This is a genomic window from Streptomyces sp. NPDC058401 (assembly GCF_042722885.1).
GTDB lineage: Bacteria > Actinomycetota > Actinomycetes > Streptomycetales > Streptomycetaceae > Streptomyces.
The window spans coordinates 38,853-53,060 of sequence record NZ_JBHXKA010000030.1; the positions used below are offsets into that span (position 1 = coordinate 38,853).

General features: G+C 70.9%; 14 protein-coding genes. 7 read left to right on the forward strand and 7 right to left on the reverse strand.

The features are described from left to right. The first annotated feature begins 169 nt into the window (after nucleotides 1-169). Together ACFWNV_RS14080 and ACFWNV_RS14085 are read left to right on the forward strand one after the other, a co-directional pair. Nucleotides 170-949, forward strand: coding sequence for a carbon-nitrogen family hydrolase (locus ACFWNV_RS14080; protein WP_383945492.1), 780 nt, complete (start codon nucleotides 170-172; stop codon nucleotides 947-949). A 55-nt stretch (nucleotides 950-1,004) separates the two neighbouring features. After that, nucleotides 1,005-1,538, forward strand: coding sequence for a hypothetical protein (locus ACFWNV_RS14085; RefSeq protein WP_383945495.1), 534 nt, complete (start codon nucleotides 1,005-1,007; stop codon nucleotides 1,536-1,538). A gap of 27 nt (nucleotides 1,539-1,565) precedes the next feature. On the opposite strand, the gene ACFWNV_RS14090 is transcribed toward ACFWNV_RS14085, so the two are convergent. Next, complete coding sequence (locus tag ACFWNV_RS14090; RefSeq protein WP_383945498.1) at nucleotides 1,566-2,072, reverse strand: LURP-one-related/scramblase family protein; 507 nt, start codon at nucleotides 2,070-2,072, stop codon at nucleotides 1,566-1,568. 32 nt (nucleotides 2,073-2,104) lie between these two features. Between ACFWNV_RS14090 and ACFWNV_RS14095 the strand changes: the two genes are divergently transcribed. Continuing rightward, nucleotides 2,105-2,905 carry a hypothetical protein gene (locus ACFWNV_RS14095; protein WP_383945500.1) on the forward strand — a complete coding sequence of 267 codons (801 nt, stop codon included), beginning with the start codon at nucleotides 2,105-2,107 and terminating at the stop codon, nucleotides 2,903-2,905. A 15-nt stretch (nucleotides 2,906-2,920) separates the two neighbouring features. On the opposite strand, the gene ACFWNV_RS14100 is transcribed toward ACFWNV_RS14095, so the two are convergent. Then, complete coding sequence (locus tag ACFWNV_RS14100) at nucleotides 2,921-3,385, reverse strand: SCO4225 family membrane protein (protein ID WP_383945575.1); 465 nt, start codon at nucleotides 3,383-3,385, stop codon at nucleotides 2,921-2,923. 324 nt (nucleotides 3,386-3,709) lie between these two features. On the opposite strand from ACFWNV_RS14100, the gene ACFWNV_RS14105 reads away from it, so the two are divergent. From ACFWNV_RS14105 to ACFWNV_RS14120, 4 genes are all read left to right on the forward strand, one after another. Next, complete coding sequence (locus tag ACFWNV_RS14105; protein ID WP_383945579.1) at nucleotides 3,710-4,243, forward strand: SigE family RNA polymerase sigma factor; 534 nt, start codon at nucleotides 3,710-3,712, stop codon at nucleotides 4,241-4,243. Further along, nucleotides 4,240-5,136: a hypothetical protein gene (locus ACFWNV_RS14110; protein ID WP_383945503.1), complete on the forward strand. Its 897-nt coding sequence runs from the start codon at nucleotides 4,240-4,242 to the stop codon at nucleotides 5,134-5,136. Before ACFWNV_RS14105 ends, ACFWNV_RS14110 begins: the two co-directional genes overlap by 4 nt. A 306-nt stretch (nucleotides 5,137-5,442) precedes the next feature. Then, nucleotides 5,443-6,402: a serine hydrolase gene (locus ACFWNV_RS14115; protein WP_383945505.1), complete on the forward strand. Its 960-nt coding sequence runs from the start codon at nucleotides 5,443-5,445 to the stop codon at nucleotides 6,400-6,402. Nucleotides 6,403-6,470: 68 nt separating this feature from the next. Then, nucleotides 6,471-8,321: an NHL domain-containing thioredoxin family protein gene (locus ACFWNV_RS14120; protein WP_383945508.1), complete on the forward strand. Its 1,851-nt coding sequence runs from the start codon at nucleotides 6,471-6,473 to the stop codon at nucleotides 8,319-8,321. Nucleotides 8,322-8,340: 19 nt separating this feature from the next. Here ACFWNV_RS14120 and ACFWNV_RS14125 read toward each other — a convergent pair whose 3' ends face one another. From ACFWNV_RS14125 to ACFWNV_RS14145, 5 genes are all read right to left on the reverse strand, one after another. Then, on the reverse strand, nucleotides 8,341-10,596 hold the full coding sequence (locus tag ACFWNV_RS14125; RefSeq protein WP_383945511.1) for a hypothetical protein: 2,256 nt from the start codon (nucleotides 10,594-10,596) through the stop codon (nucleotides 8,341-8,343). Between the two features lie 98 nt (nucleotides 10,597-10,694). Next, nucleotides 10,695-11,339: a hypothetical protein gene (locus tag ACFWNV_RS14130; RefSeq protein WP_383945514.1), complete on the reverse strand. Its 645-nt coding sequence runs from the start codon at nucleotides 11,337-11,339 to the stop codon at nucleotides 10,695-10,697. A 177-nt stretch (nucleotides 11,340-11,516) separates the two neighbouring features. Next, on the reverse strand, nucleotides 11,517-11,861 hold the full coding sequence (locus ACFWNV_RS14135) for a hypothetical protein (protein ID WP_383945517.1): 345 nt from the start codon (nucleotides 11,859-11,861) through the stop codon (nucleotides 11,517-11,519). Between the two features lie 99 nt (nucleotides 11,862-11,960). Beyond that, nucleotides 11,961-13,259, reverse strand: coding sequence for a M18 family aminopeptidase (locus ACFWNV_RS14140; protein ID WP_383945520.1), 1,299 nt, complete (start codon nucleotides 13,257-13,259; stop codon nucleotides 11,961-11,963). A 98-nt stretch (nucleotides 13,260-13,357) separates the two neighbouring features. Next, on the reverse strand, nucleotides 13,358-14,098 hold the full coding sequence (locus ACFWNV_RS14145) for a hypothetical protein (protein ID WP_383945523.1): 741 nt from the start codon (nucleotides 14,096-14,098) through the stop codon (nucleotides 13,358-13,360). Between the last annotated feature and the right edge of the window lie 110 nt (nucleotides 14,099-14,208).

Consider the following 14,208-nt stretch of genomic DNA (forward strand, 5'->3'; position numbering starts at 1 on the left):
GGACCCCTCGCGTGCTGTTCATCGGTCTGTTGGCGCGTTGGCGCATTGGCGCGTTCTGGAAGCTTGTGCAATGGCTTCAAAACTACGCTGCCGGTGAGCACCCCGGCAGTGCTTTCGTGTGACGATCGTAGGCCCGAGTTGACGGCTTGAAAGCCAGGACGGTGGTACTGTGCGCGCTTCCCTGATCCAAATCGCGGTGAATGAGGGGGAGTCGGTGGTTTCCCGCCGCTCCCGGGCCGCCGACCTCGTACGCGAGCAGTCCGGCGCGGACCTCGTGGTCCTGCCCGAGCTGTGGACCGTGGGCGCCTTCGCCTACGAGCAGTTCGAGACAGAGGCCGAGCCGCTGGACGGACCGACCTACGAGGCCATGGCCGCGGCCGCCCGCGACGCCGGGGTCTGGCTGCACGCCGGTTCCTTCGTGGAGCGCGCGGGCGACGGCTCGCTCTACAACACCGCGCTCGTGCTCTCCCCGACGGGCGAGCTCGCCGCCACGTACCGCAAGATCCACCGCTTCGGCTTCGACCAGGGCGAGGCCGTCCTGATGTCCGCGGGCGAGTCCCTGACCACGGTGGCCCTGCCGGAGCAGACCCTCGGCCTGGCCACCTGCTACGACCTGCGCTTCCCGGAGCTGTTCCGCGGCCTGGTCGACGCCGGGGCGACGACGCTCGTCGTCTCCGCGGGCTGGCCGGCCCGCCGCCGGGGCCACTGGACGCTGCTGAACCGGGCGCGCGCCGTCGAGGACCAGTCGTACGTCCTCGCGTGCGGGACGGCCGGCACCAACGGGGGCGTGGAACAGGCCGGACACAGCCTGGTCGTGGACCCCTGGGGCGAGGTCCTCGCGGAGGCGGGCCCGGGGGAGGAGGTCCTGACGGTGGACCTCGACCCGAAGAAGGTCGCGGAGACCCGCGAGCAGTTCCCGGCGCTGAAGGACCGCCGCCTGGGGCGCTGACCGGATGGGGTTTACTTGTGCGAAGTCTGCATGAAGTAAAGGGTGAGCACGGGGCATGGAGAACGGGGACATAGCGGCCGGTCCGGCCGGGACGGTCAGGCTGGTCGAGCCGGCCGAACCACCCGGGCCGGTCGAACCGGACACCGTCCACTGGCTCCAGCGGTCGATGGCCGGGGCCGCCGCCTTCCTCGCCGCCGTCCCCGTGGCCTTTGCCCTGGTGAACCCGGTCGGGCTGGTCTTCCTCTTCCCGTTCGTCGCCGTCGCGTGGCCCCTCTTCCTCCGGGACCGGGCGGCGTTCCGCGCCACGTGCAAGGGCGTCGGCGCCGTCCTGACCGGGCTCGGCGTCCTCCTGACCTGCTTCGGCATGTTCGTGGTGATCCCCTCCGCGGTGATGCTGCTGCTGGCCGCGTCCGCGGACCCGCGCCGCCGCCCGGTGCTCGCCCGCGTCTACGCCGGCCTCGCTGTCGCCATCACCGGCGCCGCCCTCGCCGGGGCGGCGTACGTGGCGGTCTCGGTGGCCCCGGACCTCGGCAAGCCCGCGAACAGCTACTCCGAGGATGGTCCGGAGGACGTCTACGGCGGTGACTGAACCGAGCGGGGCTGCGACTGAGCGGGCCTACGACTCGTCGCCCGGGCCCTCCCGCTCCTTCTCCGCCATCCGGATCACGCACACCGCGACGGCGATCAGCAGCGAGGCGTCGGCGTCCTCGCGGATCACGTCGACGGCGTACGTCTCGCGGACCCGGTACCACTGGCGGGAGATCAGCGCGAGCAGTTCGCCCTCGTACTCGACCTTGAACTCCCGGTCCAGGATCCGCCCGCTGACATCGAGCTCGGTGCCCTCGTTGAGCGTGACCAGGTAGTGGTTGCGCAGCAGCGAGAACCGCTTCTTCCGGATCACCGCGAGCCGCCGCTCGTCGCGCTCCAGCGTCATCGCGTCGCGCAGGGCGAAGAGCTTCTCCCGCAGCGTGATGAGGAGCCGCCCGTCGGGATCCTTCAGCTCCAGGGTGTCCCGGAACCGCAGGGCCTTGCCGTCCACGAGGAAGGCGTGCCGGCCGTCCTCGTCCTCGATCCAGTAGTCGTCCCCGATGGCCAGCATTTTGTCCCGTACCAGGTATTTCACGCCCTCATCGCTGCCCGCGATAGGTTCCGGTCATGCCACTCCTCTACGTGACCGACCTGGCCTATCCGGCGCGCGGCCGCCGCTACGGCGACGAGGACGTCTTCCTCACCGCACGCCTGCGCGAGCACTTCACCCTCGCCCTGTGCCACCCCTTGGACGCGGAGGCCCTCCTCCCCGCCTTCGACACCGTGGTCGTCCGCAACAGCGGCCCGGTCCTCCACCACCAGGAGGCCTACGACTCCTTCCGCGCGGCCGCCCTCGCCGCCGGCACCCGGGTCTACAACCCCCTGACGGGGCGCGGCGACATGGCGGGCAAGCAGTACCTGGTCGACCTGACCGTCTCGGGCCACCCGGTCATCCCGACGGTCGACGACCCGGCGGACCTCGCCCTCCTCCCGCCGTCCCCCTCGTACGCGGTGAAGCCGAAGCAGGGCGCGGACTCGATAGGGCTGACCTTCACCCCGCACCCGGACTGCGCGCCGGGGGAGTTCCTGATCCAGCCGCGCATCGATTTCGCGTACGAGGTGTCCTTCTACTTCGTCGACGACGCCTTCCAGTACGCCCTCTACGCCCCCGACCCGGCCCGCCGCTGGGAGCTGGTCCGCTACGAGGCCACTCCCGAGGACCTGGCCTTCGCCCGGACGTTCATCGACTGGAACACCCTCGGTCACGGCATCCAGCGCGTGGACGCCTGCCGCGCCCCCTCGGGCGAGCTGCTCCTGGTGGAGCTGGAGGACCTCAACCCGTATCTCTCCCTGGACCTGCTCCCGCCCGAGGTCCAGGACACCTTCCTGACCTCCCTGGTCCGCTCCCTCCGCGACTTCGGAGCCTGAGCCGAACGGCGCGTCCTAGAGCTGCGGACGCCTGGCGGCGTGCTGCCGTGCCGCGTAGCGGAGCAGGGCCCAGATCGCCGCGGCGTTGACGAGGGCGCTGAACAGGATGGCGCCGTAGAAGCCGAACTCGCCCAGCAGGTCGAACTTGCCGCCGTCGGACGTGTCCGGTGCCACCCAGTCCGCCGGGGGCGAGGTGGGCTCCGGCATGAACTCCGTGGGCAGCGGCTCGGGAGGCGGCGTGGAGCCTTCGTAGACGGGCCCCTCGACCGGCGGCGGCGTCTCGTCCAGGGCCGCCGCCGCAGGGCCGACGGCCATCAGCAGCACCAGGCTGACCGGCGCCGTGGCCAGGATCGGCCAGACCCCGAAGAACCCGATGTCCCCGGTGCGGCTGACGACCGCCATGTAGACGAGCATCGCGAGCACCAGCGCCAGGTACGTGCCGGGCACCCACATCTCCGCCTTCGACCAGCGCCGCACCATGACGTTCACCGTTCCCTGTTTCCCGTTTGCCGTTTGCCGTTCTGCTTCGTTCGTTCTGGTGCCAGTCTCGAAGCTGCCGGGTCCCGCCACCTGAGTACGCCTACTCATCCTGTGGCGCACCGCGTACCTGGTCAGAGCCGTGCAGGGGGAGTGCGCGCGGCACCGGCGGGGGCGCGGGAGATAACGCTTGGGTCACGGTCGCGGCGTGCGTGCAGCAGACGGGCAGCGGGCCCCGTCAGTACGTCGGGGGAGCCAAGGGGGCTTCGGGGGGAGGGGTGCAGATGCAGAAGGTGCAGATGCGCAGGAGACACGGGCCGGGTGGCCATGCGAACCGCTGATGTTCCCGCCTTCACGGCTTTCGTGCAGGCACGGTCCTCGGCACTCTTCAGGACGGCTCTGCTGATCACCGGTGAACGGCACGTGGCCGACGACCTGGTGCAGTCCACGCTGGAGCAGGTGTGCCGGCACTGGCGCAAGGTCCGCTCCGCCGACGCACCGGAGGCCTACGCGCGCCGGATCCTGGTGAACCTCGCGAACGACCGCTGGCGCAAGCTGCGCGGGCGTGCGGAAGTTCCCTTGGACGACGGCCTCGGGGGCGCCGGGGGCGGGCCGGCGGTCGACCCGTACAAAGGGCTCGTGGCCCGCGACGAGCTGATGCGCGGACTGCAGTCCCTGCCGGTCGGCATGCGCACCGTACTGGTGCTGCGGTACTTCGAGGACCTCGACGACGCGGAGATCGGCCGCTTGATGAACATCTCGGCCGGCTCGGTCCGGTCCCAGGTGGCCCGGGGGCTGTCGAAGCTCCGGTCGACCGTCGGTACACAGGCACTGCGTGCGGGATCGGAAGGGGCGGGATGAAGGACTTCGACCTGGAGGAGGAGCTGGCCGCGGCCATGCTCGACCGCGCGGCCCAGGAACCGCCGCGCGGCTACGACGTGGACGGCCTCATCGGGCGGGTGCGGCAGCGCAGGCGCCGCCTGCAGACGGGTGCGGCGGCGGCCGCGGCGATCGTGGCCCTGGGCGCCGGCTTCGCCGTCCAGGAGGGCCGGGACCACACCTCGGCGCCCGCACCGGCGGCGACCGCACCGAGCCCCGACATGCCTCCCGCCCCCTCCCTGCACGTCAAACTGCCCCCGATCGACCCGGCCCGGACGACGAACACCCTGTTCCTCGCCGCCCTGCGCTACCAGAACCCGGCCACCCGCTCCCAGGTGGATCCGGCCGCGGTGGCGGCGCTGTTCGCCAACGAGCCCACGTACCGGCGCATCTGGGGCACCGACTCGCTCGGCGTGACCTGCGGCGAGGCGGCCGACGGCGTACTGGTGCCGGGTCAGGTCCTGCTGTACCGGGGGACCGAGCCGCTCGACCGGGTCCCGTCCCTCACCTTCGACGGGACCACGGGTCTGGTGGTCGACCTGACCTGCGCGACGGGCCCCGGAGGCGGCAAGGGCGGCGACGCGACGGTCTCCGGCTTCTACGGCGGACTGGTGGCGGCCACCAAGTCCGGTGACTCCACTGCACTGGAGACGCTCGGGAAGCAGTTCGTGTCCCCGCAGCTCCGGTCCGCCGCGGCCCAGGGCCCGACCGCCGGCACCTGCTCCCACACCAGGCCCGCCTTCTGGCTCGCCGACAACCCCTCGTCCGGAACCATCACCCACGGATGGACCGTGAACCTCGGCGGCGACCCCGCCTCCGCCTTCCCGATCGAGATCGGCGAGGACGAGAAGATCACCCGTTCCTGCGGGGGCTGATCCGCACCGCCCGGCGCCGACCGCCGACCGCCGACCGCCGCTGACCCGGCTCCGCGGGCAGTAGCACCCGCCGGCAGCGAACGGCACCGGACCGCGCCCGCACGGCGGCGCGTCCGGCCCCCCTGACGGGCCCTGCCGCATGCCGCACATCCCGGCACGCCCCGGCACACATCCCGATCCACATCCCGATCCACATCCCGATCCACACCCCGACACACGCCACGGCTCGCTTCGGCATGCCCTGACGCGCCCTGATGCGCCGCGGGGCGATGTCCGCGTGCCCGCACATCGGAAAGCGAGTCCCGCATGAAGCACCGGACGGCCTTACTCCTCCCCCTGGTCCTGGGCGGCGCCCTGGCGGCCCGCCTCCTGATACCGACCCCGGGCCTCGCCGAGTCCGCGCCTCCCCGCCCCCTGCCGACGGCGACGGCCCCGAGAGCGGCAGCCCCGACGGCGACGGCCCCGACGGCGGCAGCCCCGACGGCCCCGGCCCCCGCTGCGACGCCCCCCAAGACCCCGGCCCCCGCGGAGCCGGTGGCTCCGGACCAGGCCGTGCGCCGCGCCCTCGACGGGCTCGGACCGCACCAGGGCCGGTACGCGCTCGCCGTGGAGGACCTCACCTCGGGCCGTGCGGCCGCCTACGGCCCGTCCACCGAGACCTTCGTCTCCGCGAGCATCATCAAGGTCGACATCCTGGCCACCCTGCTGCTCCGGACCCAGGACCGCGGCGGCAGCCTCACCCCCGACCAGCGACGGCTGGCCTCGGCCATGATCCGCGTCAGCGACAACGACGCGACCCAGGAACTCTGGACGGCCATCGGCAGACGCCAGGGCCTGGACGCGGCCAACGCCCGACTCGGATTCACCCCGGCCCACGCCGGCCAGCAGGTCCCCTGGGGCCTCACCCGCACCACGGCCGGCGACCAAATCACCCTCCTGAAGGCCGTGTTCACCGAACACTCCCCCTTGACCGCCGCCTCCCGGACGTACATGCGCACCCTCATGGCCGACATCGCCGCCGACCAGAACTGGGGCGTAGGCGCGGCGAGAGCCCCCGGCACCCCGCCCGTACTCAAGAACGGCTGGCTCCCGGTCGGAACGCCCGCCCGATGGGCGGTCAACAGCATCGGCCTCGTGGAGCACGAAGGCCACACCCTCCTGCTCGCCGTCCTCACCGACGGCCAGCCCACCCGAGAGGCGGGCACCGCCCTCATAGAGCGAGCCGCCACCACCGCGGTCGGAGCCCTGACCCCGCCCACACCCTGAAGCCCGGCCCGCTCCCCCTGACGTATGCGTGTGGTCGGGCGTTCATACCCGGATGGCAAGCTTGAAGCATGAACGATGCCGCCCCGGCGCCCACCCCCGCGCCCGCGCCCCGCCGACGTGCCCGTGTCCGTGCCCCCGAGCTGATCGGCAAGGGGGGCTGGCTCAACACCGGCGGGAAGGACCTGACCCTTGCCGACCTGCGAGGACGCATCACGATCCTCGATTTTTGGACCTTCTGCTGTGTGAACTGCCTGCACGTGCTGGACGAGTTGCGCGAGCTGGAGGAGAAGCACCGCGACACCGTCGTGATCGTCGGCGTGCACTCGCCGAAGTTCGTGCACGAGGCCGAGCACTCCGCCGTCGTCGACGCCGTCGAGCGGTACGGGGTGCACCATCCCGTGCTCGACGACCCCGAGCTCGCGACCTGGAAGCAGTACGCCGTCCGCGCCTGGCCCACGCTCGTGGTGATCGACCCCGAGGGGTACGTCGTCGCGCAGCACGCCGGCGAGGGGCACGCGCACGCCATCGCGAAGCTCGTGGCGGAGCTGGAGGCCGAGCACGAGGCCAAGGGCACGCTGCGGCGCGGGGACGGGCCGTACGTGGCTCCCGAGCCGGTGGCGGGTGACCTGCGGTTCCCCGGGAAGGCGCTCGTGCTGCCGTCCGGGAACCTGCTCGTCTCCGACACGACCCGGCACCAGCTCGTGGAGCTGGCCCCCGACGGGGAGAGCGTCGTACGGCGTGTGGGTGGCGGGGAGCGCGGGTTCGGGCCGGAGGCGTTCAGCGAGCCGCAGGGGCTGGCGCTGCTGCCCGACGGGTCCGTGGTCGTCGCCGACACCGTCAATCACGCGCTGCGGCGCTTCGACCCCGAGACCGGGGCCGTGGAGACCGTCGCCGGGACCGGGCGGCAGTGGTGGCAGGGCTCCCCGACCTCCGGGCCGGCCCTGGAGGTCGACCTGTCCTCGCCGTGGGACGTGGCCTGGTGGCAGGGCCGGGTGTGGATCGCCATGGCGGGCGTCCACCAGCTGTGGACCTGGGACCCGGAGAACAACACCGTGGAGGTCGCCGCCGGCACGACCAACGAGGGGCTGCACGACGGGCCGGCCGCCGAGGCCTGGTTCGCCCAGCCGTCGGGGCTCGCCGCCACGGAGGACCGGCTGTGGATCGCCGACTCCGAGACGAGCTCGCTCCGGTACGTGGAGGCGGGCGAGGGCGGCTACGCCATCCGCACCGCCGTCGGGTCCGGCCTGTTCGACTTCGGCCACCGGGACGGCGACGCCGCCCAGGCGCTGCTCCAGCACCCGCTCGGGGTGACCGCACTGCCCGACGGCTCGGTCGCGGTGTGCGACACGTACAACCACGCCCTGCGCCGCTACGACCCGGCGACCGGCCAGGTCACCACCCTGGCGACCGACCTGCGCGAGCCCAGCGACGCCGTGCTGGTCGGGGACGACATCGTGGTGGTGGAGTCGGCCCGGCACCGCCTGACCCGGCTGCGGCTCCCCGAGGAGGCCGTACGGGTCGACGCGGTCGCCCACCGCACCAAGCGGGCCGCCACCGAGGTGGCCCCCGGCACGCTCCGGCTCGACATCGTCTTCCAGGCCCCGTCCGGCCAGAAGCTCGACACCCGCTACGGTCCCTCGACCCGGCTGCTGGTCTCCTCGACCCCGCCCGAGCTGCTGACGGCGGGCTCCGGAGCCGGCACGGACCTCTTCCGGGACCTCGCCCTGAACCCGACCCTGACCGAGGGCGTCCTCCACGTCTCCGCGATGGCCGCCTCCTGCGACGACGACCCGGCCAACGAATACCCGGCCTGCCACGTCCACCAACAGGACTGGGGCGTCCCCCTGACCATCACCACCGACGGCACGACCCGCCTGCCGCTGGTGCTGGCGGGGATGGACGGGGACGTGAGCCAGTAGCCGGACGGGTCGCGGGCCGCTACACCTCCTCGTCTTCCCAGGACGGGTCCTCGGCGGAGTTGATGCTCCGCCGGAGGTTCTCGACATCCGTCTGCAGACCGATGAGCACCTTGTGAAGGTCGTCGAGGGCGTCCACCGGGATGATCGGAGTGTGGCCCCCGACCTCCGGCTCGAGTTCCAGGAGCCGGTCCAGCGCATCGCGCGACACCGTCACGGCCCGCCGGAGAGTCTGCCGGTGGCCGGCGGCACGCTGGCTGACCGGCCTGGTGTCGGGGACGTCGGGATCGCGGGGGTGGGGCAGGTCCACCGCCGGGGCCGTGGAGACGTCGGCGTCCTTTGAGTCCGTGGGATCCGTGGGACCGAACAGCGTGTCCGGGGCTTGCGGGACTACGGGGCGCTGGTTCGCGGTGGCCCGGACCGAATCGGAATCCCAGACGACGTCCCATTGGTGGAGGAGCTCGGGCACGCCATCGGCGTCGCGGGCGGCTTTGTCCTCGGCCTCCAGGTCCAGGGCGTAGTGGACGTAGGGCGCGGTCGAGTCGTCGAGGGCCTTGTCCCGGTGTATGAGCGGTCGTGAGGTCGCCGCGTTTTCGGGCAGCGCATCGCTTCGGAAGCGGTTCGCCGCGAGGGCGAGGGTCCACAGGCCGCGCTCGTTGCTGGGTCGGGACAGGCCGTCGACGATCAGGTTGACATCGGCACGGAAGGGAACTCCGCCCCTTACTTTGGAGGCGGAGAGGCTCGAACCGACATTCCGGGTAAGGAGTTTGTCCGCGATGAGCGCCACGCCGCCGGCCACGGCCAGCGTGCAGCGGGCGTTGGTGTCTCCTGCGAGTGCCGGGGCGACCAGTGTGGTGAAGTCGTGTGTGGGTACGGGCTCCCACTCGGAGGTGACGGTGGAGGTCAGCACACCCCCGTTCTTCCAGGCATTGCGTGCCTGGGTTGTCACGAGCTTCTTCTTGGAGCGCCAAGGCAGGTCGATGATCGGTCCCAGCAGCTCGGCGTACCCCTTCGTGCTCATGCGCCGGCCGCCCTTGATGAGCTTGGCCTGGTCCTTGAGGAGGTCCATCAGCTCGGGCCTGGTCAGCGCGTGCACCAGGCACACGGCCCGCCACAGCGCGGTGGCGGGAACAGGGGCGTCGTTCCCGGGGAAGTGCTTGGGCAAGTCCTCGAACGGGATGCGGCCGACGGCCAGACCGTAGACGGTCTTGAGATCGTCCTGAGGTATCGCGGAGTCCCCCGCCTGGATCACGCGCTTGAGGGCGCGTGTTGCAACCTCGATGTTCTGGGCGGATTCCTTCCATTCCTTGAACTCGACGTGGATCGAGGCCAGTACGGAACGGATCGCGTCGTCGAAGAGGTCCTCCGAGGCCAGCAGACGCCCGTGCCCCGTCACTCCGACCGCGATCTGGACGGGCACGACGTAGGTCTGCACGATCTGGGCGGCGCGGAGGCCGGGGTCCGCGCTGTCCATCTGCTGGTCGTACTCCTCGCGCAGCGACGCACGGCGGCGCTCGCGGCCGGCTGCCAAACGGTCTCCGAGCGGGCTGCCGTCACCCGCGGGCGCGGGCCCCCTGCCGAAGAGCGTGTCCACCGCCAGGGTCGCGGCCTCTTCGTGGTCGGCGCCGGGGCCCGCGAGCACGGCCCAGGCGCTGGCCAGCCGGGTGATCCCGTCCCGGACGGTCAGGGCGTGGAAGGACTCGGTGCCGTCCTCGAAGCAGATCTCCACAGGGTGGGTGATCAGGCTGCGCGTCACCTTCCGGCGGAGGATGGAGATCGCGTAGCTGTTGAGCGACAGGGTCCCGTAGATGGTCTGCCAGATGTGGTTCCTGAGGTGCTCCAGGTCGCGGTACCGGTACTGGAGGATCGCGCAAGGGTGCCCGTCGTCCGTGACGCCCTGGACCTGGGGATCGTCGACTTCTTGGTGCTCCACTCCCGTGCGCGGCTGGATTCCGGGCAGCAGCTCGGTGAAGTAGGCGCGGGTGATGACGGAGTGGAGCGTGGCGCCGTCGACGTTCTCTGCCATCAGGAGTCCATCCGTCTCCTCGGCAGTGGAACGGAGCTGTACGGCCACGCTGTCGGGGCCGGTCGTGGCACGGCCGATGGCATGCAACGCGGCCTCGGGGAGACGGGTCGCGGGGTTGGCGGTGCCGGCTTCGACGACCTTGCGGACGTCGGCCTCGCCGGGTCCGGCGGGCAGGTCGGGTCCCAGGTTGGACACTGTGATCTGTTCGTTCCCCCAGCTGACGACCAGGGACTGGTGAGGATGCTGTGGCATGGGTGGCGGCCTCCGGGTGCATACGCAACGTGCTGATCCGGCTGCCTCTTTGTCGTGGAGGCAGCCGGATCAGAGCGCTGTGGCTTGAACGGGTGAGGTCAGACTTCGCGGGGACCCTCGGCCCCCGGAAGGCTCTCGGGGAACCAGGCCCACATGAAACGCCGGTGCGGGTTCCCGGCCACGTTCTGGAGCGCGGCCTGGGCGATGAACCCGGTCATGTCGACCAGCTGTTCGTATGTGGTGGGATCGTCCAGCAAAGCCTGGATTTCGGCCGGGACCGCATGCAGGAGCTCAAGTTCACCGAGCCGGGATTCGATCAGTTCCGGGGCCGTCAGGTGGCGGCTGTACATCGCGCCGGTCGTGACATTCGGCAGGTCGGAGAGATGGCGGAGCAAACTCAGGAAGAGGAACCGGTAGGTCCAGCGCTCGGCCCGGAGGAGACCGCCGCGGGCGGAAGCGTGGCGGGGGCGACCGTGGCCACCTGCGAGTTTCCGTGCCCGGAGCCGGTCGCCTCGCCGGACATTCACGCCGGGGTCCGCGAGTGCTTCGTCGTGAAGCGCGGACCAGGCCGCGAGGGTTTCCTTCAGACGGTCGAAGTCGATGCGCATCCAGCCGATGGTGGCCAGGTTGCGGTCGCGGGCCGGGGCCACTACATGGATGCCATCCTTTGCGATGGCGATCTTTGCAGCAAAGGGTAACGGTGTGCGGTCGCCGTCACCGGCAAGGGAATGCCCCTCGGTCATGTCCATCTCCGTTGCTTTCTCTTCCCGTAGCCCGCGACGCGGCGAACTGCCCTCGCGGATGACTTCGGGTTACTTGAGAAAGGAGAGTAGTACCCGCTCGGATGGTCCGTATGCCTGTTTGTCTGACTGGGGTGGCCGGAGGGGAGTGTAAGTGGCTGATTTTCGCCCCTTTTCGACCTACGGAATCAGGAATTCCTTCACCCCTGGACGGCCTTCGAGCAGCAGGGAAAGCGGATTCTGGCCGTACCTGTCCAGCAGGGCCGCACTCGACGCGATTGCGACGGCTTGACCGATCGGTCCGGACTTCTCGAAAAGGAACACGAAGTCGTTCTCGGACGTCGGAAGGCGTAGGGGAAGTGTCATAATTCCCAATTTATCGAACGATGCTCTGATTTCTGCACAGAGTTCCAGGCTCAATCGCGCCCGGTCCGGAGCCGCGTGCGCCTTGATGGTGCGCATCTGGAGTCGCTTGACCCCATCGATCTGGACGGCGTGCGCGATGGCGGTTAAATCCATATCCATAACTAAGTACATTACTCAGTTAATTACGGAGTTGAAAAGACCCACCCCGGAACGTTCCGGGGTGGGTCGTCTCAGTGCTCGGCGGTCGGGCCGGGGGTGCTAGTTCTCCAGGAACGCCAGCATGACGTTGGCCAGGAGGTATGGGTCGTCTGCGCCGCAGAGTTCGCGGGCGCTGTGCATGGAGAGGATGGCTACGCCGATGTCTACCGTCTGGATGCCGTGGCGGGCGGCGGTGATCGGGCCGATCGTGGTGCCGCACGGCATCGAGTTGTTGGAGACGAAGGTCTGCCACGGGACGCCGGCGCGTTCGCAGGCGTTCACGAACACCGCGCGGCCGCTGCCGTCGGTGGCGTAGCGCTGGTTGACGTTGACCTTCAGGATCGGGCCGCCGTTGGCGCGCGGGTGGTGCGAGGGGTCGTGCCGCTCCGCGTAGTTGGGGTGCACGGCGTGGCCGGTGTCGGAGGAGAGGCAGATCGCGCCGGCGAAGGCCCGGGCGCGGTCCTCGTAGGTGCCGCCGCGGGAGAAGACTGAACGTTCCAGCACGTTGCCCAGCAGGGGGCCGTCCGCGCCGGTGTCCGACTGGGAGCCGTTCTCCTCGTGGTCGAAGGCGGCCAGTACCGGGATGTGGTCGAGCTTGCCTGCCGTGGAGGCCGCGGCGAGGGCCGCGACGCCCGCGTGGACGGAGAGCAGGTTGTCCATGCGCGGGCCGGCGAGGAGCTCGCGGTCGCGGCCGAGGTAGGCCGGGGGCTCGATCGAATGGACCATCAGGTCCCATCCGGCGACGGAGCCGCGCTCGAGGTCTTCCTCGTCCTCAAGGAAGGCGATCAGGTCGCCTTCGTGGACGTCGCCGAGGCCCCAGATCGGCTGCATGTGCCGCTGCTTGTCCAGCTTGAGCCCGTCGGTGTTCACCGACCGGTCGAGGTGCACGGCGAGTTGGGGTACGCGCATCAGCGCACGGTCGATGTTGACGAGCCGTTCGGTGCCGTCGAGCAGGGTGAGGCGTCCGGCCAGGCCCAGGTCGCGGTCGAGCCAGGTGTTGAGCAGGGTGCCGCCGTAGATCTCCACGGCGATCTGCCGCCAGCCCTGGGCGCCGGTGTCGGGGAGCGGCTTGACCCGGAGGTTGGGGGAGTCGGTGTGTGCGCCGATGATCCGGAAGGGGGTGTGCGCGGCCGCGCCCTCGGGCACGTACCAGGCGATGATCGCGCCCCCGCGGAGTACGAACTTGCCGCCCGTGCTCGCGTCCCACGCGTCGGTCTCGGCCAACTGCCTGAATCCGGCCTTCTCCAGCCGCTCGGCCGCGTTGGCCACGGCGTGGTACTGCGACGGACTCGCCGCCAGGAAGGTCATCAGGTCGTCGGTGTGGCCGCGGTCGAAGCGGGCGGCGGCGGGAGAGCTCATGTGGGTCACCTTAACGACGGTCGTGTTCGTCATGGCCGGACTGCGGCGGATAGCCGGAGAAGGGGTCGCGGGGGTGTGGCCCGGGCCCCCGGGCTGTGTCAGCCCGGCGGACGGTCGAAGCGGCGCTGCAACTGTCTGCGCTCGCCCCGGCGGATGCGCGGGAGCATCTCCGGGGTCTGCGCGGAGCGCTGCGCGCGCCTCTTGCGTCCGGCGCAGAAGATACAGGCCTCACCGGGAGGGGCGTCGGGATCGATGGGTGCGCCGGGGTGCTCGGAGCAGCCGGAGGCGTTGCGCGGCCGCGACAGCTCGCGGGCCACGATGAAGGCCCGGTGCAGGTCGTCGGCCATCGCGACGAAGTCGTCGGGGGGCGAGGACAGGCTCAGGTGGAAGCGCCGCTCCTCGACCGTGCGCAGCCGGGTCTGGAGCGCCTGGAGGGTGTACGGGGGGTCCGGTACGGGGTATCCGAGCCGGCGCTGCTCCCCGGCGGGCGGGGCGGCGGACGCGGCCCGGGCGCCCTTGGCGCGCAGTCCGAGGCGGCGCCGGTCGTTGCAGATCAGGCAGCGCCCCCAGCCGTCGGGCGCCTCGGGGTCCAGGGCGCCGTTGGGGTGCTCCGCGCAGCCGGTGTAGCTCTTGGCGGGGGCGAGCCCGGCGGCGGTCTGGAAGGCGGTGTAGAGGGCGTCGGCCACCGATTCGTACTCGGTGGGGTGGGCGCCCTCGTACAGCTCCTTGAGGTGGTCTCCGAGGCTGCCCACGGCGGACTGCAGCTCCTTGAGGGCATAGGGCCGCCCGGTCGGGACCGAGTACCCCCTGCTGCCGCGCTGCTGCTCCTGTGGACTCATACCCACGAGCGTCCCACGAACCACCGACATCCCGGGAACCCCGCAGCCCACAGGCGGTACGGGGCCCTGCGGGCGAGGCGCGGCCGGAGTCGCCTGCGCGCGCACGCCGA

Coding starts and splice junctions, on each gene's coding strand:
- ACFWNV_RS14085 (WP_383945495.1), top strand. CDS start 1,005: ATGGAGAACGGGGACATAGCGGCCGGTCCGGCCGGGACGGTCAGGCTG.
- ACFWNV_RS14095 (WP_383945500.1), top strand. CDS start 2,105: ATGCCACTCCTCTACGTGACCGACCTGGCCTATCCGGCGCGCGGCCGC.
- ACFWNV_RS14100 (WP_383945575.1), bottom strand. CDS start 3,385: ATGGTGCGGCGCTGGTCGAAGGCGGAGATGTGGGTGCCCGGCACGTAC.
- ACFWNV_RS14105 (WP_383945579.1), top strand. CDS start 3,710: ATGCGAACCGCTGATGTTCCCGCCTTCACGGCTTTCGTGCAGGCACGG.
- ACFWNV_RS14110 (WP_383945503.1), top strand. CDS start 4,240: ATGAAGGACTTCGACCTGGAGGAGGAGCTGGCCGCGGCCATGCTCGAC.
- ACFWNV_RS14115 (WP_383945505.1), top strand. CDS start 5,443: ATGAAGCACCGGACGGCCTTACTCCTCCCCCTGGTCCTGGGCGGCGCC.
- ACFWNV_RS14120 (WP_383945508.1), top strand. CDS start 6,471: ATGAACGATGCCGCCCCGGCGCCCACCCCCGCGCCCGCGCCCCGCCGA.
- ACFWNV_RS14125 (WP_383945511.1), bottom strand. CDS start 10,596: ATGCCACAGCATCCTCACCAGTCCCTGGTCGTCAGCTGGGGGAACGAA.
- ACFWNV_RS14130 (WP_383945514.1), bottom strand. CDS start 11,339: ATGACCGAGGGGCATTCCCTTGCCGGTGACGGCGACCGCACACCGTTA.
- ACFWNV_RS14135 (WP_383945517.1), bottom strand. CDS start 11,861: ATGGATATGGATTTAACCGCCATCGCGCACGCCGTCCAGATCGATGGG.
- ACFWNV_RS14140 (WP_383945520.1), bottom strand. CDS start 13,259: ATGAGCTCTCCCGCCGCCGCCCGCTTCGACCGCGGCCACACCGACGAC.
- ACFWNV_RS14145 (WP_383945523.1), bottom strand. CDS start 14,098: ATGAGTCCACAGGAGCAGCAGCGCGGCAGCAGGGGGTACTCGGTCCCG.